Below are 16,889 nucleotides of genomic sequence, written 5' to 3'. Positions count from 1 at the left end.
CGCCATGAACTCATCCTAGGCGGCTTCGGAGCGGAATCTCTTCATACGAAAGTGGTATGGTGATATGTCTCGGGACGGCGTGGCGCTCACCGGCGGATGAAGCAGTATTTCCGATGCTTTTGCCCGCCAATGGCCATGCTTTAGCGCATGGAGACAGGTCTGACCGAACTCGCGGGCGAGGTTACGCGGTGAAACGTATTCTCGTGGTCGACGACGATCCGGCGATGCGCGATGTGATCTGTGAATACCTCGAGCGCCATGATTTCGAGGTCCGGCCGGCCTCATCCGGCGCGGCGATGACGCGGATCCTGGCCACGGAGGAGATCGACCTGGTCATCCTCGACCTGAAGCTGGGACAGGAGGACGGGATGGATCTGATGCGCGGTCTGCGCACCGGCTCCGACGCGCCCGTGATCCTGATCACCGGCCATCGCCTGGAAGAGATGGACCGCGTCATCGGGCTCGAGCTGGGGGCCGACGACTATCTGACCAAGCCGCTGGCCCTGCGCGAGCTGGTGGCCCGGGTCCGGACCGTCCTCCGGCGCCTGGAGTCGGCCGGGGAACGGGCGCGCCGGCGGGAAGGCCGGGCCCGCTACCGCTTCGATGGGTGGGAGCTGGACATCGCCAGGCGGCGCCTGACCTCCCCGGCAGGCGCCGAGGTCAGCCTCACCTCCGGCGAGTTCAACCTGCTGACGGCCTTCGTCCGGTCGCCGCAGCGGGTGATGAGCCGGGAGCAGCTGCTGGTCACCAGCCGGGTGCATGATTCGGAGGTCTTCGACCGAAGCGTCGACGTGCTGGTCCTGCGCCTGCGCCGCAAGCTGGAGGCCAATCCCAGCGACCCGGGCCTGATCAAGACCGAGCGCGGCGTCGGCTACGTCTTCGCCCCCGCCGTGGAGTCGCTGTGATGAGTATCGTCTCGCGCGGTCTGGCCTGGGGCTTGGCCGCCGGCCTCGCGGTCCTGGTGTTCGGCGCGGCGCTGGGGCAGGGCGTCGACCCCGCCCGGGAGGAGCCGATCACGCCGGTGGAGCCGGACCGCACCCTGGACCCGGCGAAGGTCGCGCTCGGCAAGGCGCTGTTCTCGGATGTCCGGCTGTCCGGCGGCGACGTCCGCTCCTGCGCCTCCTGCCACGAATTCAATCGCGGCGGTGCCGACGGCCTGGCCCATTCGCAGGGCGCCAACGGGCAGCTGGAGCCCTTCAACACGCCGACGATCTTCAACCTCGCCGGCGATTTCCGCCTGAACTGGCGTGGCAACCATCGGGTGCTGGAGGCGCATAACGAGGCGGTGCTGCTGGAACCCCGGCTGATGAATGCCCGCTGGCCCGACGTGCTGGCGAAGCTGAACAAGGATTCCGGTTACCGCAGCGCCTTCGAATCGGCCTATGGCGCCGGGCCCAGCCGCGACTCCGTGCTGGACGCGCTCGCCACCTTCCAGCGGTCGCTGTCGACCCCCAATGCCCGGTTCGACCGCTATCTGCGCGGCGACGCCACGGCCATCACCGCCGACGAGAAGCGCGGCTACGAGCTGTTCAAGGCCTATGGCTGCGTCGCCTGCCACCAGGGCCGCAACGTCGGCGGCAACCTGTTCCAGAAGTTCGGCATCTTCTCCGACCCCTTCTCGGGCCGGACGGATGACGACATCGCGGATCAGGGCCGCTTCGCCATCACCGGCCGCGAGTCGGACCGCCGGGTGTTCCGCGTGCCCAGCCTGCGCAACGTCGCGCTGACCGCGCCCTACTTCCACGACGGCAGCGCCGACACGCTCGACGCGGCCGTCGCGATCATGGCCCAGGCCCAGCTCGGCCGCACCATGCCGCAGGTCGACCGCGACCTGATCATCCAGTTCCTGGGCACGCTGACCGGCGAATACGAAGGCAGGCCGCTGTCGCAGATCACCGCCGCAGAGGCCAGATGAGAACTCTGGGCGTCGCGCTGCTGGCCCTGATGCTGGCGCTGACCTATCTGCTGGTCCAGGGCGCCACGCCCGATGCCGGGCAGCACGAGCGCACGCTGGACGCGCTGCGCTCGCTCGATCTCAACAACGCGGCGCTGCAGCGCGATGTGCTTCGGTCCCGCACCGGGCTGCTGCGCAGCTACGACCCCCTGGTGCAGTCCGTGGCGGCGCTGCGGCAGGCGGCAGCCAGCCTGAGGACCGCCGGCGACATCGCCCAGGGCGAAGCGCGCGCTGCCATCGACCAGGACGTCGCGCGGTTGACGGCGGCGATCGACGATCAGGAGAGGCTGGTCGACGACTTCAAATCCAGCAACGCGATGCTGCAGAACTCGCTCAGCTATTTCAACCACACGGCCCGGCAGCTCGACCAGGCGGAGGGCCTGCGGCAGACCGCCCTGGGGTCGGAGATCGGCAGCCTGGCCAGCGCCATGCTGCTGTTCGCGGCCGACCCCAGAAGCGAGATGGCGGCCGAGCTGTCGGCCGCGCTCGACCGGCTGCGCAGCCTGGATGTTCCAGCCGCCGCGGCCGAGGGCGTCGACGCCCTGGTCATGCACGGGCACCTGATCCTCGCCACCCTCCCGACCGTGGACAGCCTCGTCGCCCGCCTGCAGGCGGCGCCGATCGCTACGCAGGCGCAGGAGATCAAGCAGGCCTATTTCTTCGCCTACGGCCGGGCTGCGACGCGGGCCCTGTATTTCCGTCTCCTGCTCTATGCCGTGGCGGTCGGCCTCGCGGCCTATGTCTGTTACCTGTTCCTGCGGCTGCGGGCCAATGCGCGGGCGCTGGAGAAGCGACTCGCCCTGGAAAACCTGATCGCCACGATCTCGACCGACTTCATCAACCTGCCCCGGGCCAGCCTCGACGACGGCATCGAACGGGGCCTGGCGCGGCTGGCCGGACACATGCTGTTCGACCGGGCCCATATCTTCGTCTGGGGTTTGGGCACGGCGCCCGGCGACCGCGAGTATTCGTGGTCGCAGCCCCAGGTCCCGAACACGGCCGACACCGGCCGGATGCTGCTCGACCTGGCGAATGACTGGCCGATCGCGGCCGGGGTCGACGACGGGACGATCCATGTGCCGTCCGTCGTCGCGCTGCCCGACGGGCCGATCAAGGACCGCCTGGCGCTGCTCGGCCTCCGCTCCTGGCTGTCGATTCCGTTGGGCAAGGCCGGCAGCCGCTCCGGCGTGCTGATGTTCGAGGGGGTGACGGCCGAGAAGCACTGGTCGACGGCCGATGTCGGCCTGCTGCGCACCGCAGCCGAAAGCTTCGCCAATGCGATCGAGCGGGAGCGCAGCGAGATCCGGCGCGAGGCGCTGGAGACCCAGCTCGCCCAGTCCCAGCGGCTGGAATCGCTCGGCGCCCTGGCCGGGGGCATCGCCCATGAGTTCAACAACATCCTGGGCGCGATCCTGGGCTATGGCGAGCTGGCGCTGTCGACGCTGACCCGCACCGGCTCGACCCAGCAGTATGTGAAGCAGATCATGACCGCGGGGACGCGGGCACAGTCGGTGATCGACCAGATCCTGGCCTTCAGCCGCCGCCGCGAGCGCCGGTATCGCGCGATCCGCCCCGAGCCCGTGGTCGCCGAGGCGCTGGAACTGCTGCGCGCCTCCCTGCCCCCGACGATCGCGCTGCACCGGCGCTTCGCGGCCGGGGACGCGGCGATCCTCGGCGATGTCACCGAGCTGCAGCAGATCGTGATGAATCTGTGCACCAACGCGTCGCACGCCATGACCGGGCAGGGCCGGATCGAGATCGGCCTCGACCTGGCCCGGATCCCCTCGGACACGGTGCTGTCGCATGGGCCTTTGACGGGCGGCGACTATCTGCGCCTCAGCGTGGCGGATTCCGGCCACGGCATCGACCCCGCCGTGATGAAGCGGATCTTCGAGCCCTTCTTCACCACCAAGGCGGTGGGCAGCGGCACCGGCCTCGGCCTGCCGACGGTGTATGGGATCGTGACCGGGCAGGGCGGCGCCATGAATGTGGAGAGCCGGCCCGGAATCGGCAGCACCTTCGAGGCCTATCTGCCCCTGACCGAGGAGCCTGTGGTGGATGAGGAGGAGGTCGCCGAGGCTTCATCCCTGTGGGGGCGCGGCGAGACCATCCTCGTGGTCGACGACGAGACGCCGCTGGTGCTGCTGCTGGAGGAGATGCTGGCCGCCCTGCAGTACGAGCCCGTCGGCTTCGACAGCAGCGCGGCCGCCCTGGCCGCCTTCCGCGCCGACCCCGACCGCTTCGACCTGGTCCTGACCGACGCGCTGATGCCGGACGTGACGGGGATCGAGCTGGCGGCCGAGCTGCATCGCATCCGGCCCGGCCTGCCGATCCTGATGATGACCGGCCATTTCGGCGGCCTCGATTCCGCGGAGATCGAGGCGGCCGGGATCCTCGAGGTGCTCCGGAAACCGCTGCGGTCGCGGCCGCTGGCGGAGCGCTTGGCTGCGTGCCTGGCGCCCGCCGACAGCGAGCGGGTCGTCTGAGGCGGCCGGCTCGGCCGCCTCGAACCGGCCGGGCCATGATCCGCGGGGGATCAGAACGCTGCCGCGTCGTACGACCCCGTCGCCGCGGCGGGCTGGTGGCTGCCCGGCACCGTCGCCAGCGCCGCCGCGGCGATCTCGGTGCGCAGCCAGCTGTGGTCCGGGTCGCGATGGCGCCGCTCGTGCCAGATCAGCGCGACCTCGTAGGCCGGCAGCTCCAGCGGCGGTTCGACGACCGCCAGTGACATCATGGCGGCCACCCGCGTCGCGACGCGGTGCGGCACGGTCAGCACCAGGTCGGTCTCCGCGATCATCGCCGGCGCCGTCAGCATGTTCGGGACCAGGATCGGGTCGCGGTCCGGCAGGTCCAGCTTGGCCAGCCCGTCATAGACCTGGCCGAAGCCGTCCTCGGAGCCGGAGGCGATCACGGCGTGGCGCAGGGTCGAGAAGGTCTCGATCGACCAGTCCTGCGCCAGGGCCGGATGGTCCCGGCGCAGCAGGCAGGCGAAGCGGTCGGCGTAGAGGCTGCGCCGGAAATAGCCGGGCGGGGTGTCGCCGATCTGCCCGACGGCGAGGTCGATCTCGCCCTGTTCGAGCCGCCGCAGCGCGCCGGCCAGCAGCGGGTCGGTGATGACGTCGAGGTGCGGCGCCCGCTCGCGCAGCCGCGGCAGCAGACGCGGCAGCAGGACCAGCGCCTGGTGGTCGGGCATCGCCATCGTCGTCCTGGACCGCCATTCGCCGGGGGCGAAGCTGCGGCTGGTGACCATTTCGCGGATCGCGTCCAGCACCGAGGGCAGGGCCGCGGCCAGGCGTTGGCCCCGCGGCGTCGGCGCCAGGCCGGTCGAGGTGCGGACCAGGATGTCGTCGTTGAACATGCCGCGCAGCCTGGCCAGGGCCCGGCTCATCGCCGGCTGGCTCTGGCCGACATGCTGGGCGGCGTGGGTGACGTTGCGGAATTGCAGCAGCGCCTCCAGCGCCACCAGCAGGTTCAGGTCGACCGACGCCAGATTCGGCATGCTCCGTTGCGGCGCGGCCTGGCGGCCGCCGGCGATCAGGGCCGGGTGCGGCCGCTCCATCGAGGTCTTCCGGGTGACAGCGAAGTCAGACATGGTTTTCCCCTCTTCGCAGGAGAGCCCGTCGGGACCGGGTGCTCCTGTGACGGAAAGACTCGTGTTGGTGGTGCCTGCCCGGCGGCGGCCGCCGGGTCGGCTCGTACGACGTCGCCGGACCAGAGGTAAGGCCCGATCCGGGGCCGGTGTCCCTCCGTCGGGCGACGCGGGAACCACCGGCTGCAGGCGCCAAGTTTCGGCAGCCGAGTTAATTGCGGATTTCAGAACCGGCCGGAATCGTTACAGATGAAATCCGGCGATGGGCGATCGGCTTCGACCCGGCCATCGCTCGGCAGCTTCGCGGGCGGCGGCCAGCGCCGCGCCGGCGATGGCGCTTGGACGAGATGTTCGTCCGGGCCGGCGGAAACAGACGTATCTCTGGCGGGCGGCCGCCGCCGAGGATGAGGTGCTCGAGGTGCTGGTGCATGCCACGCGCGACGCGGCGGTCGTCCGGATGGTCCAGCGCCTCCGCCATCCGCTCGACCTTCCGCCGGAATGGCTCTGCGATGTTCGGACGAGGCGGTCTGCGCCGTCCGCATGAAAGCGCTGAAAATAATGTCTTGGCAATCTTTGGGAAGATTTTCTGAAATGGAAAGAAAAATGCTACGATATGCACCCGATCATAGGGTGGATTGATGGAAGAGCGGCGTCATGGGCATGAGGATATAGTTTCGGGGCTTGATGGATTGAGAGATCCGGATTCCCCGGAACGTCCTCGGCTCGCGCGAGGCTGGAAGACGTCGCCCGGTTGGGCGAGCCAGTTGTCAGCGCCGCCGCATCGCAACCACTCGCCACCTGAGAGGCGAAGCCTCACACCCGGAGCAGCGTCTTGATGGCGCGACGGTCATCCATGGCGCGATAGCCTTCGGCCACGTCGGCCAGCGGCAGCTCGAGGTCGAAGACCTTGCCGGGGTCGATCTTGCGCTGGAGCACCAGGTCCATCAGATGCGGCAGGAACCGGCGCACCGGCGCGGGGCCGCCCAGCATCCCGGTCTGCGAGAAGAACAGCGCCTGGCCGTCGAACTGGACCCCGTGGGGGACGCCGACATAGCCGATCATGGCACCCGGACGGGCGCACTGGACCGCCTGGCTCATCGATTCCTGGGTGCCCACGCATTCGAGCACGGAGTCGGCACCGATGCCCTTCGTCAGCTCCTTGATCGTCGCCACGCCGGCCTCGCCGCGCTCCGAGACGATATCGGTCGCGCCGTATTCGAGGGCGAGATCCTGGCGGCTCTTGTGGCGGCTCATGGCGATGATGCGCGCGGCGCCCATCTGCTTCGCCGACAGCACCCCCATCAGCCCGACGGCGCCGTCGCCGACGACGGCGACGGTCGATCCGGGCCGGACCCGGGCCGCATCCGCCGCATACCAGCCGGTGCCCAGCACGTCCGACGTGGCCAGAAGGCTGGGGATGAGATCGTCGGGCGGCATCTCGGCGGTCGCGACCAGCGTTCCGTCGGCCAGGGGAATGCGGGCGTAGGGCGCCTGTGCCCCGCTCATGAACTCGCGCTGCTCGCAGGAGGACGGAAAGCCGAACCGGCAATGCGGACAGGTGTTGTCGGAGATGCAGAACGAGCCGACGACGAACTGGCCGGGCCGGACGGTCCTGACGTCGCTGCCGACCTCCACCACCACGCCGCAATATTCGTGGCCCATAGGGGCGGGGCCGCCCATCGGCTGGAGCCCGCGATAGGGCCACAGGTCGGACCCGCAGATGCAGGTGGCCGACAGCTTGATGACGGCGTCGGTCGGCTTCACGATCTTCGGGTCGTCGACATGCTCGAAGCGCACGTCGCCGGGGCCGTGCAGTACGGTGGCCAGCATCTTTCGTTTCTCCTGCTACGGTGTCAGGACAGGGGCTCGACGCGGAGCGGGAACTTGCCGCGCGTCAGCAACGGCTCGATGCCGCCGTCCAGGCGGCCGAGCCGGATCAGCCCCCTCGAATAGCGATAACCGGCGTAGAAGAACGCCAGGTTGCCCCAAGGGGCGTAATGGCAGAGGTCGGTCTTGGGCGGCGCGGTCTGAGCCGGCGCCGCGTGCGGCATGGCGGCGCCGACGAGGACGGCCCCCAGGAGGGCTCGGCGCCCGAGCGATCGGGGTTCAAGCTTCACGTGAGAGCTCCCATTCGAACCACGCCGCGGCCGCGGCCAGCGAGGAGCCCAGCAGCAGGAGCGCCGCGAAGGCGAAGGAGCTCCACCAGCCCGTCCGGTCGAACAGCAGGCCGCCGGCCGCGGCGCCGATCGTGATGGCGAGCTGGATGACGGCGACCTGCAGGCCCCCGCCGGCCTCGGCGTCGTCGCGCAGGACGCGGCTCAGCCAGGTTCCCCAGCCCACCGGCGCGGCGGTGCCGAAGAAGCCCCACGCGATCAGCAGAAGAGCCACCGGCAGCTGCATGGAGCCCATGGCGATCAGCAGGACGGCGATCCCGGCCATCACCAGGGGAATGGCGATGACGACCGGATAGAGGTGCGCGCCGAGCAGCCGGCTGATGCACCACGTGCCCGCGACACCCGCCAGCCCCATCAGCAGGAGGGCCAGGGACAGCGCCGAGACCGGATAGCCGGAGACGGCTTCGAGGAACGGCCGGAGATAGGTGAACAGCGCGAACTGTCCCATGAACAGCAGCAGGATCGACGTCATGCCCAGGGCGACCTGCGGGCGCCGCAGAAGCCGGAAGACATTCCCCGGTCCGGTCCGCTGCCGCGGCGGCAGCGACGGCATGCTGATCCACTGCCAGATCAGCGCCATCAGGGTCAGCGGCACCACCAGGAAGAAGGCGCCGCGCCAGCCGATATAGGCGCCGAGAAAGCTGCCGAGCGGGGCCGAGATCGTCGCCGCGACGGCATTGCCGGCGTTGAGCATCGCGAGGCCGCGGGGCACCGAATCCTCCGGCAGCAGCCGCATGACGATCGCGGTGGACATCGACCAGAACCCGCCGATCGCGACGCCCAGGAGCGCCCGGCCGAGCATCAGTATCGGGTAGTCGGGGGCGAAGGTCACGATCGTCCCGGAGACGATCAGCAGCACCGAGAACGACGACAGGACGATCTTGCGGTCGATGCGCCGGGTCAGCCCCGAGATGAACAGGCTGGTGACCACGGCGAAGAGGCCCGAGATCGAGATCGACTGCCCGGCCTGCCCCTCGGCCAGCCCGAGATCGTGCGCGATCGGCGTCAGCAGGCTGACCGGCATGAACTCGGATGCGATGAGGGCTGCGACGCAGAGGGCCATGGAGGCCACCGCGCCCCAGGCCGCGCGCGGTCTGACCAGCGTCTCGTCGTAAGTCGATTGCATGATGCGCCTTTCAGGGCGTGCCGCTGCCGAAGGGTCTCGGCCTGCCGCCGCCAGATGCAGCGGCAGGGGACCAGCCGGATCAGCCGTCGCAATTCGCTTGGATTTATCGACCGGCAGCATAAGTCCGGGCCGCCCGGGATGCCGCGGCGACCCGATCCGGCTCGAGTCCTCCTACCGGGCGCTCAGGAACCCGAGGCGGGTGAGCGGCTGCGGCAGTCGCTGGCCCCGCGCGTCGCGGAGATCGAGGACGAGATCGCCGCGCTCATGGAGTTCCGCGAGAAGCCCGCCGGGACGATCAGGATAACCCTGTCGGATCACGCCTACGAAACCGTCCTGTGGCCGAAGCTGCGGCCGGTCCTGAGCTCCTATCCGGACATCAAGCTCGAACTGAGCATCGACAACAAGTTCCGCAACATCGTCGAGGACGGGTTCGATGCCGGCATCCGGCTGGGGGAGAGCGTCGAGCGGGACATGATCGCCGTCCGGGTGGGGCCGGACTGGCGCATGGTCGCCGTCGCTTCGCCCCGCTATCTCGCAACCCGCCCCCCGCCGGAGCATCCGCAGGACCTGTTGGGCCACGACTGCATCAACATGCGCCAGGCCGCCGGGGGCTTCTATGCCTGGGAGTTCGCCAAGGACGGGAAGGACCTCCGGGTCAGGGTGGACGGGCAGTTCACCTTCAACAGCTCCTATCCCATGGTGGGCGCGGCCCTGGACGGTTACGGCATCGCCTTTGTGCCCGACAGCCTTGTCGAGCGGCAGGTCGCCGACGGGCGCCTGATCCTGTTGCTCGACGACTGGTCGCCCAGCTTCGAGGGGTACTACATCTACTATCCGAGCCGGCGCCAGAACTCGCCGGCGTTCAAGGTCGTCGTCGACGCGCTTCGGCATCGAGAGGGATGAGACAGGATCTGTCCGTCCTGACCTGGTCTCGACTGCGACGAGGCCGTCCTTTCCATCGATGCGACCCACGATCTTCTCCATTCGGCAACGGGGGCACCGCGTCAGCGCATCGCCGCCTGCACATAGGGCGACGGGATCTCGCGAGCGGCGTTCTGCGTGGCGAAGGAGGCGGTCAGCAGGGCGAGGCCGACGAGCGCCGGCAGGGCGCCGCCGGGCTTGCGGACACCGAGATGCGCCAGGCCCGACAGCAGCAGGTGATAGAGCATGCCGGCATAGGCGAGGTCGCTGAGCGGCACGCTGACGCGCGACAGGATCGCGGCCGCGCCCAGGATCTTCACGGCGATCATGACCGGCACGAGGTAGGCCGGGTAGCCGAGGCCGGCGAGCGCCTGGCGCACCCAGTCCCGTCGCGTGGCGTACATCCCGGCGGAAGAGAGGTAAAGCAGGCACAGAAGTGCCGTGCTGATCCAATATATGTAAGTCTCGGCCATGTGGTCTTCCTGGCTGCTTCTTCAGCAGCAACATCTCCGGGATTATCTGGTTTGCACGCAGGTTTTGATTTGATCGCTGCAGTGCGCATTGAAGATGTCGACCAGGATTGGTATCCGCAAGTAGGATGAATAATTGGCAGTCAGTATGGAAAGCCAGACCATGACCGGCGAAGAGAGCAACATGCACGAGGAGATGCGGCGTGCCTTCGCGTTGCTCTCCGGCAAGTGGAAGCTGGAGATCATGTGGCTGCTCAATCAGCGGATCTATCGCTTCGGGGAGCTGCGGAAGGCGATCCCCGGCATCACCCAGCACATGCTGACGGCACAGCTGCGCGAGCTCGAAGCCGACGGCCTGGTGTCGCGCACGGTCTTCGCGGAAGTGCCTCCCCGGGTCGAATACGAGATCACGCCGAAGGCCCGCGGGCTCGGGCCGGCGATGGAAGCGCTGACGGCGTGGTGGCAGACCCATGGACGCAGCGTGCCGCCGAAGCGGTCGGCCTCGCGCGGGCGCAAAACCGGAAGCCGCTAGCCGCCTCCGCGCCGGTGAACCCGAGGGCGACACGCAGGATTTATGAGCGGGATCGATAACCGCTATCGAACCGGCACCGCTATTTGAGAGGCAGCTGTCCCTTCTATCCTTACAGCTTCAAAGAGCAATCGGCCTCATCACCTGGTCTTGCCTCGGGCAGGGAATGGGAAGGGGCTGCGACGTCGCCCCATCCTCGGGCGCGAGGTGCTCTGCAATGCGACTGCGGCAGGCGGAGGCGAAGCGATGGCTGCGTTCACCATCAACGGGTCACCTCATGCATTCGACGGCGATCCGGAGATGCCTTTGCTTTGGTATCTCCGCGACGTCGCCGGCATGACCGGCACCAAATTCGGCTGCGGCCAGGCGCTGTGCGGCGCCTGCACCGTGCATCTCGGCGGGACCGCGGTCCGCTCCTGCCAGACCTTCATGGGCGACATCGACGGCCAGGCCGTCGTCACCATCGAGGGGCTGTCGCCGGACGGCATGCACCCGGTCCAGAAGGCTTGGCGCGACCTCAACGTCGCCCAGTGCGGCTATTGCCAGGTCGGCCAGATCATGCAGGCCGCCTCGCTGCTGCGGGACACGCCGAACCCGACCGACGCCGAGATCGATTCCGCGATGAGCGGGAACATCTGCCGCTGCGGCACCTATCCCCGCATCCGCGCCGCCATCAAGCTGGCCGCGACGGGGGCGTGACCACATGACGATCACGGATCAGGTCCCAGGGGTCATGAACGTCAGCCGTCGTTCGGCCCTGCTGGGGTTGGCTGCCGGAGCCTTTGTCCTGGCGGTCCGCATTCCGCCCGCGACGGCCCAGGACACGAAATACGGCGGCGACGCGATGGAGGGCGGGCTCAGGGACGATCCCCGGATCTTCCTGTCGATCGCGGATGACGGCACGGTGACCCTGCTGTGCCATCGCGCCGAGATGGGGCAGGGGATCCGGACCAGCTGGGCGATGGTGGTCGCCGATGAGCTGGAGGCCGACCTTGCGCGCATGACGGTGCTTCAGGCGCCGGGCGACGAAGCGCGTTTCGGCAATCAGAACACCGACGGCTCGCGCAGCATGCGCCAGCATTTCGACCCGCTGCGCCGCATCGGGGCCGCCGCCCGGCAGATGCTCGAGCAGGAGGCGGCGGCGCGATGGGGCGTCGCCGTCACTGAGGTCAAGGCCGACAACCACGAGGTGGTGCACCAGGCCAGTGGCCGGCGCCTCGGCTTCGGGGCGCTCGCGCAGGGCGCAGCCTCCCGCCCGGTCCCGGCGCGGGAGGCGCTGGCGTTCAAGGCGCCCGAACGGTTCCGCTATATCGGGCGAGAGCGGATCGCTCTCGTCGACAATCTCGACATCACGACGGGCAAGGCCGTCTTCGGCATCGACGCCCGCGTCGAGGGAATGGCCTATGCCGTCGTCGCCCGGCCTCCGGTTCTCGGCGGCAAGGTGCGGAGCGTCGACGCCGCCGAGGCGCTGAAGGTTCCGGGCGTTCTGAAGATCGTTCCGATCGACGCGCCCGAGATCCCCTCGGCATTCCAGCCGCTCGGCGGCATCGCCGTCGTCGCGGAGAACACCTTCGCGGCGATCAAGGGCCGCGCCCGCCTGCAGATCGAATGGGATGACGGGCCGAACGGCAGCTACGATTCGGTCGAGTATCGCAAGGCGCTCGAAGCGGCCTCGACGCAGCCGGGCAAGGTCGTGCGCGACGACGGTGACGCCTATGCCGCGCTGGCCGGCGCGTCCCGGCGCGTCGAGGCCTCCTATTACATCCCCCATCTGGCGCAGGCGCCGATGGAGCCGCCGACGGCGACCGCGCGCGTGACCGGCGACGAATGCGAGGTCTGGTGCAGCGTGCAGGCGCCGGAGGCGATCCGGACCGATCTGTCCAAGCGGTTCGACATTCCGCTCGAAAAGGTCACCGTGCACACCCTGCTGCTCGGGGGCGGATTCGGGCGCAAGTCGAAGCCGGACTTCGCCAGCGAGGCGGCGATCCTGTCCCATGCGATGGGCGGCCGGCCGGTGAAGCTGGTCTTCACCCGGGAAGACGATATCCAGCACAGCTTCTTCCACACGGTGTCGGTCGAGCGGCTCGAGGCCGGCCTCGATGCGGCAGGCAAGCCGGTCGCGTGGCTGCATCGCACCGCGGCGCCGACGATCACCTCGATCTTCATGCCGGATCCCAAGCAGGAAGCGGCGTTCGAGCTCGGAATGGGCGTCGTCGACCTTCCCTTCGCAATTCCCAATATCAGGGCCGAGAACCCCGAGGCGCCCGCCCATACGCGCATCGGCTGGTTCCGGTCGGTCTCGAACATTCCCCACGCCTTCGCGATCCAGAGCTTCGTGGCCGAACTCGCCGCGGCGGCGGGCCGCGATCCCAAGGACTATCTCCTGGAGCTGATCGGACCCGACCGGAATGCCTTCGGCGACCGCTGGGCCGAGATCTGGAACTACGGGGAGGATCCGAAGCTCTATCCCTTCGAGACCGGGCGGCTGCGGCAGGTGATCGAGAGGGCCGCCGGCGAAGCCGGGTGGGGGCGCGCGCTGCCGGCCGGGCACGGCCTCGGCATCGCCGCGCATCGCAGCTTCGTCAGCTACACCGCGGTGGTGGCCGAAGTCGCGGTCGGCGACGGCGGCGTGCTGACCATCCCCCGCGTGGACATCGCCTTCGACTGCGGCGCCGTGGTCAACCCCGACCGGGTGCGATCGCAGCTCGAAGGGGCCGTGGTGCAGGGCGTCAGCCTCGCGACGCTCGGGGAGATCTCGTTCAAGAACGGCCGAGCCGAGCAGACCAATTTCGACGGCTACGAGGTCACGCGCATCGATGCCGCGCCGAGGGAGATCCACACGCATCTGATCGCGTCCCGCTTCGACGGACCTCTCGGCGGGGTCGGCGAACCCGGGCTTCCCCCGGTCGCGCCGGCCCTGACCAACGCGATCTTCGCCGCGAGCGGCAGGCGGATACGGGCGCTGCCGATCCGCGACCAGCTGGCCCTGGGCGAATAGGCGCAGCCTGGTCGGCTCCCCCGTCCGCGGGATGCCGCGGACGGGGCGGCCTTCGTCAGTCCTTCGGCACGGGGCGGATGTTCATGGCCAGCGTGTCCTCGTCGGCGCGCGGAACGATCGTGACCTTGTCCTTGCGCATGGTCCAGGCCGTCACGATGCTGGCGACCGGCAGCGACGGCCGTTCGCTCGCGATCAGGCGGTTGCCCTCCTCGAGGAGGGCCTCCCGTTTCGCCACGTCCATCTCCACCGCCGCGGCTTCGACGATCCGGTCGACCTCCGGGTTCGAATAGCCGCGGACGTTGAAGGCCCCCAGCTTCTTCGCCGGATCGTTGGTGTGGAACAGCGACGACAGGGTGTAGTTGGATTCCCCCGTCAGCGTGCCCCAGCCGCCCATGTCGAAGGAGAATTCGCCGCGGGTGCGGGCCGGCGACCACACGGCGCCCGGCTGGGCGTTCGCCTGGGCGTCGATGCCGATCGCCGCCAGCATCTGGCTGATCGAGGTGCCGACCGCGCGATCGCCGGGCAGCCCGTCATTGGTGAAGTTGAAGACCACCCTGAAGCCGTCGGGATATCCCGCCTCGGCCAGCAGCGCCTTGGCGCGCTTGGGGTCGGGCGCCGGGATCTCGATCGACGGGTCGTAACCGAAGATGTTCGGCGTCACCATCTGCGTCGCCGGCTTGCCCATCTCTTCCATCGAGATCTCGGCCAGGGTCTCGCGGTCGATCGCGAGGTCGAACGCCTCGCGCACCCGCGGGTCGCGGAACGGGTTCTTGGCCAGGGGCTTGCCGTCCTTGCCGGTCAGCTGCGGCGTCGGCTCGCGGAAGTCGAACTCGACATAGAACAGGTAGACGCTGTCGGCCTTCACGACCGAATAGGCCGGGTCGCCCTCCAGGGACGGCACGTCGGCCGCCGGGGTGCGGGCGATGATGTCGACCTGGCCCGCCTTCAGCTGGGCCACGCGCGTCGCATCGTTCGGCAGTTCCTTGCGGATCACCGTCTGCCACGGCTCGCGCCCGCCCCAATAGTCGTCGAAGCGCTCGAGGACCAGCTGTTCCTTCGGCGTCCAGGAGACGAACTTGTACGGCCCCGTGCCGATCGCCGCCTTGCCGGTGTTGAAGCCCTCGTTCGCCGTCTCCTTGGTCGAATAATCCTTCGCCGCGACATGCGAGACGATGAACAGCCGGATGAAGTCGTTCGGCAGGGTCGGGGCCGGCCCGTTGGTGTGCACCCGGATGGTGTGGGGATCGACGATCTCGACCGACTTCACCTGGCGCACGTAGATGGTGGCCGGGTTCGGGCCGGTGACGAGCGGGATCCGCTCGATCGAGAACTTCACGTCCTCGGCCGTGAAGTCCGACCCGTCATGGAACTTCACGCCTTCGCGCAGCTTGAATTCCCAGGTGGTGTCGTCCAGCGCCTTCCAGCTGGTGGCGAGGCCCGGCTCCAGCTCCAGGTTGTTGCCCGACTTCACCAGCGTGTCGAAGACATGCTTCAGCGCCTCGGCGCTGACGCCGCTGGCGGTGAAGTGCGGGTCGATCGACAGCGGCCCGGCGCGGACGCCGACCGTCAGCGTCTGCGCCGTCGCGGCGTTCGAGAACGGCGCCGTCAGCGCCAGCGAGAGCGAGGCCGCGAATGCGGCCCCCGCGAGCCATCGTGCCATTGTCATGAAGCCTCCTGCGGATCTGCGTTTGCCGGCCAGTCGCCCGAGGCGACGACCATTTTCGTGAGCAGCTCGTACAGCATGTGCTGCTCGCCGGCGGTCAGGGCGGCGAGCATCGCGCGCTCGCGCTCCACCATCGGCGGCACCACCGCATCGACGACCTCGCGGCCGCCTTCCGTCAGCCGCAGCACGAAGCTGCGGCGGTCGGACCTGTCCGTCGCGCGCCGGATCAGCTTGCGCTGCAGCAGCGTCTGGATCGCGCGGCTGATGGTGTTCTTCGGGAACACAGTCGCGGCGCAGATGTCCTTCGCCGCCAGGCCGTCCTTGAGTCCGAGGGCATAGAGCACGACGACCTCGGGCCGCTTCAGCCCAAAGGCGGCTTCGATCCAGCCGTAGATCGGCGCATTGAAGCCGGCGCCCAGGAAGTTCAGCCGGAACGACAGCCAGCACGGGTTCTGCCACAGCCAGACGCCGACCATGGGCGACAGCGCGCCCAGCCTGTCGGCCAGCCGGTCCGACAGAGTCTGGCCCTGGAAGTCCTGGCGACGCTCGGTCATCCGCCCTGCCGGTTGGTTTTGCATCGGGATTTAGTTCCATATGGAACTTGACGATGTTGCATATCACTGTCAACTTTTAGAATATGGTTCCGAATGGGACGATAGCGGCGATGCTTTCTGAGCGTCCGCCGCACGCCGCGTCGCCCCGATGCGGCCACGGAAAACGGGAGAGGCCGGCCGCCGATGCGGATCGTCGAGATGAATTGGATGCAGGTCGAGGACCGGGCGAAGGCGGATGACCGCTGCGTCCTGCCGATCGGCAGCGTCGAGCAGCACGCCTATCTCAGCCTGGGCGTCGACATGATCCTGGCCGAGCGGGTGGCGGTCGAGGCGGCGGAGCCGCTGGGCGTCCCGGTCTTCCCGGTCCAGCCCTACGGCATGGTGTCCACCTTCCTCGACTTCCCCGGCACGATCTCGCTACGGCTGTCGACCTATGCCGCGCTGATCGAGGACGTCCTGGACAGCGTGTACCGCGCCGGCTTCCGCCGCATCGTCGTGGTGAACGGCCATGGCGGCAATACCCCGGTCGCCCCGGTCTTCGGCGAATGGTTGGACCGGCGGCGCGACGCCCAGGTGAAGCTGCAGGACTGGTGGCGGGCGCCCCGGACGATGGCCAAGGTGCTGGAGATCGATCGCCATGCGTCGCACGCGTCCTGGATGGAGAATTTCCCCTGGACCCGGCTGTCGGGGGTGGAGATGCCGGCGGAGCGGAAGCCGGCGGTCGACCTGGCCCGGCTGGCCCGGCTGAATCCGGCCGACAAGCGCCGCCTCCTCGGCGACGGCAACTACGGCGGCCTGTACCAGCGCCCCGACGCCGACATGCTGGCCGTCTGGGCCGTGGCGGTGGAGGAAACGCGGCAGGCGATCGCGGCCGACTGGGCCACCGGCCGGGCCGACCGGGAAGGCTGAGC

General features: G+C 68.8%; 16 protein-coding genes. 8 read left to right on the top strand and 8 right to left on the bottom strand.

From position 1 onward, the window contains the following. Nucleotides 1–188: 188 nt before the first annotated feature. From ACFW16_RS01050 to ACFW16_RS01040, 3 genes are read left to right on the top strand one after another with little or no spacing between them, the layout of a single operon-like run. Nucleotides 189–905 carry a response regulator gene (locus ACFW16_RS01050; protein ID WP_380300966.1) on the top strand — a complete coding sequence of 239 codons (717 nt, stop codon included), beginning with the start codon at nt 189–191 and terminating at the stop codon, nt 903–905. Continuing rightward, complete coding sequence (locus tag ACFW16_RS01045) at nt 905–1,915, top strand: cytochrome-c peroxidase (protein WP_380300964.1); 1,011 nt, start codon at nt 905–907, stop codon at nt 1,913–1,915. The genes ACFW16_RS01050 and ACFW16_RS01045 overlap by 1 nt, the downstream gene beginning before the upstream one ends. Continuing rightward, the gene (locus tag ACFW16_RS01040; RefSeq protein WP_380300962.1) at nt 1,912–4,440 is read left to right on the top strand and encodes a two-component system VirA-like sensor kinase; all 2,529 of its coding nucleotides are present in this window, start codon (nt 1,912–1,914) and stop codon (nt 4,438–4,440) included. The genes ACFW16_RS01045 and ACFW16_RS01040 overlap by 4 nt, the downstream gene beginning before the upstream one ends. Nucleotides 4,441–4,490: 50 nt before the next feature. Here ACFW16_RS01040 and ACFW16_RS01035 read toward each other — a convergent pair whose 3' ends face one another. From ACFW16_RS01035 to ACFW16_RS01015, 5 genes are all read right to left on the bottom strand, one after another. Beyond that, nucleotides 4,491–5,546, bottom strand: coding sequence for a LysR family transcriptional regulator (locus ACFW16_RS01035; protein ID WP_380300960.1), 1,056 nt, complete (start codon nt 5,544–5,546; stop codon nt 4,491–4,493). Nucleotides 5,547–5,754: 208 nt separating this feature from the next. Further along, nucleotides 5,755–6,021: a hypothetical protein gene (locus tag ACFW16_RS01030; RefSeq protein ID WP_380300958.1), complete on the bottom strand. Its 267-nt coding sequence runs from the start codon at nt 6,019–6,021 to the stop codon at nt 5,755–5,757. A 335-nt stretch (nt 6,022–6,356) separates the two neighbouring features. After that, entirely contained in the window at nt 6,357–7,373 is a 1,017-nt protein-coding gene (locus tag ACFW16_RS01025; protein WP_380300956.1) for a zinc-dependent alcohol dehydrogenase family protein, read from the bottom strand. A gap of 23 nt (nt 7,374–7,396) precedes the next feature. After that, nucleotides 7,397–7,660 (bottom strand): cyclophilin-like fold protein, encoded by a 264-nt coding sequence (locus tag ACFW16_RS01020; RefSeq protein WP_380300954.1) that lies wholly within the window; start codon nt 7,658–7,660, stop codon nt 7,397–7,399. Further along, nucleotides 7,650–8,843 carry an MFS transporter gene (locus tag ACFW16_RS01015; RefSeq protein WP_380300952.1) on the bottom strand — a complete coding sequence of 398 codons (1,194 nt, stop codon included), beginning with the start codon at nt 8,841–8,843 and terminating at the stop codon, nt 7,650–7,652. Before ACFW16_RS01015 ends, ACFW16_RS01020 begins: the two co-directional genes overlap by 11 nt. Before the next feature lie 138 nt (nt 8,844–8,981). Between ACFW16_RS01015 and ACFW16_RS01010 the strand changes: the two genes are divergently transcribed. Continuing rightward, the gene (locus ACFW16_RS01010; protein ID WP_380300950.1) at nt 8,982–9,746 is read left to right on the top strand and encodes a LysR substrate-binding domain-containing protein; all 765 of its coding nucleotides are present in this window, start codon (nt 8,982–8,984) and stop codon (nt 9,744–9,746) included. A 101-nt stretch (nt 9,747–9,847) separates the two neighbouring features. Here ACFW16_RS01010 and ACFW16_RS01005 read toward each other — a convergent pair whose 3' ends face one another. Further along, nucleotides 9,848–10,237, bottom strand: coding sequence for a DoxX family protein (locus ACFW16_RS01005; protein WP_380300948.1), 390 nt, complete (start codon nt 10,235–10,237; stop codon nt 9,848–9,850). Nucleotides 10,238–10,397: 160 nt separating this feature from the next. On the opposite strand from ACFW16_RS01005, the gene ACFW16_RS01000 reads away from it, so the two are divergent. The 3 genes from ACFW16_RS01000 (at nt 10,398) to ACFW16_RS00990 (ending at nt 13,761) form a co-directional block, all read left to right on the top strand. Continuing rightward, on the top strand, nt 10,398–10,766 hold the full coding sequence (locus ACFW16_RS01000) for a winged helix-turn-helix transcriptional regulator (RefSeq protein WP_380300946.1): 369 nt from the start codon (nt 10,398–10,400) through the stop codon (nt 10,764–10,766). Nucleotides 10,767–11,009: 243 nt separating this feature from the next. Then, nucleotides 11,010–11,462 (top strand): (2Fe-2S)-binding protein, encoded by a 453-nt coding sequence (locus ACFW16_RS00995; RefSeq protein ID WP_380300944.1) that lies wholly within the window; start codon nt 11,010–11,012, stop codon nt 11,460–11,462. Nucleotides 11,463–11,466: 4 nt separating this feature from the next. Beyond that, a complete protein-coding gene (locus ACFW16_RS00990; protein WP_380300942.1) occupies nt 11,467–13,761 on the top strand; it encodes a molybdopterin cofactor-binding domain-containing protein in 2,295 nt (764 codons plus the stop codon). Between the two features lie 55 nt (nt 13,762–13,816). On the opposite strand, the gene ACFW16_RS00985 is transcribed toward ACFW16_RS00990, so the two are convergent. After that, nucleotides 13,817–15,421 (bottom strand): ABC transporter substrate-binding protein, encoded by a 1,605-nt coding sequence (locus ACFW16_RS00985; protein WP_380300940.1) that lies wholly within the window; start codon nt 15,419–15,421, stop codon nt 13,817–13,819. Nucleotides 15,422–15,423: 2 nt separating this feature from the next. Then, nucleotides 15,424–15,978: a MarR family winged helix-turn-helix transcriptional regulator gene (locus ACFW16_RS00980; RefSeq protein ID WP_380300938.1), complete on the bottom strand. Its 555-nt coding sequence runs from the start codon at nt 15,976–15,978 to the stop codon at nt 15,424–15,426. Nucleotides 15,979–16,176: 198 nt separating this feature from the next. Between ACFW16_RS00980 and ACFW16_RS00975 the strand changes: the two genes are divergently transcribed. Then, nucleotides 16,177–16,887, top strand: a complete 711-nt coding sequence (locus ACFW16_RS00975; protein ID WP_380300936.1) for a creatininase family protein — start codon at nt 16,177–16,179, stop codon at nt 16,885–16,887. Nucleotides 16,888–16,889 lie beyond the last annotated feature (2 nt).

The sequence above is a fragment of the Inquilinus sp. NPDC058860 genome (assembly GCF_042743185.1).
GTDB lineage: Bacteria > Pseudomonadota > Alphaproteobacteria > DSM-16000 > Inquilinaceae > Inquilinus.
Note: the sequence above shows the minus strand (reverse complement) of the source record. Positions and strands in the feature narration are given on the sequence as shown.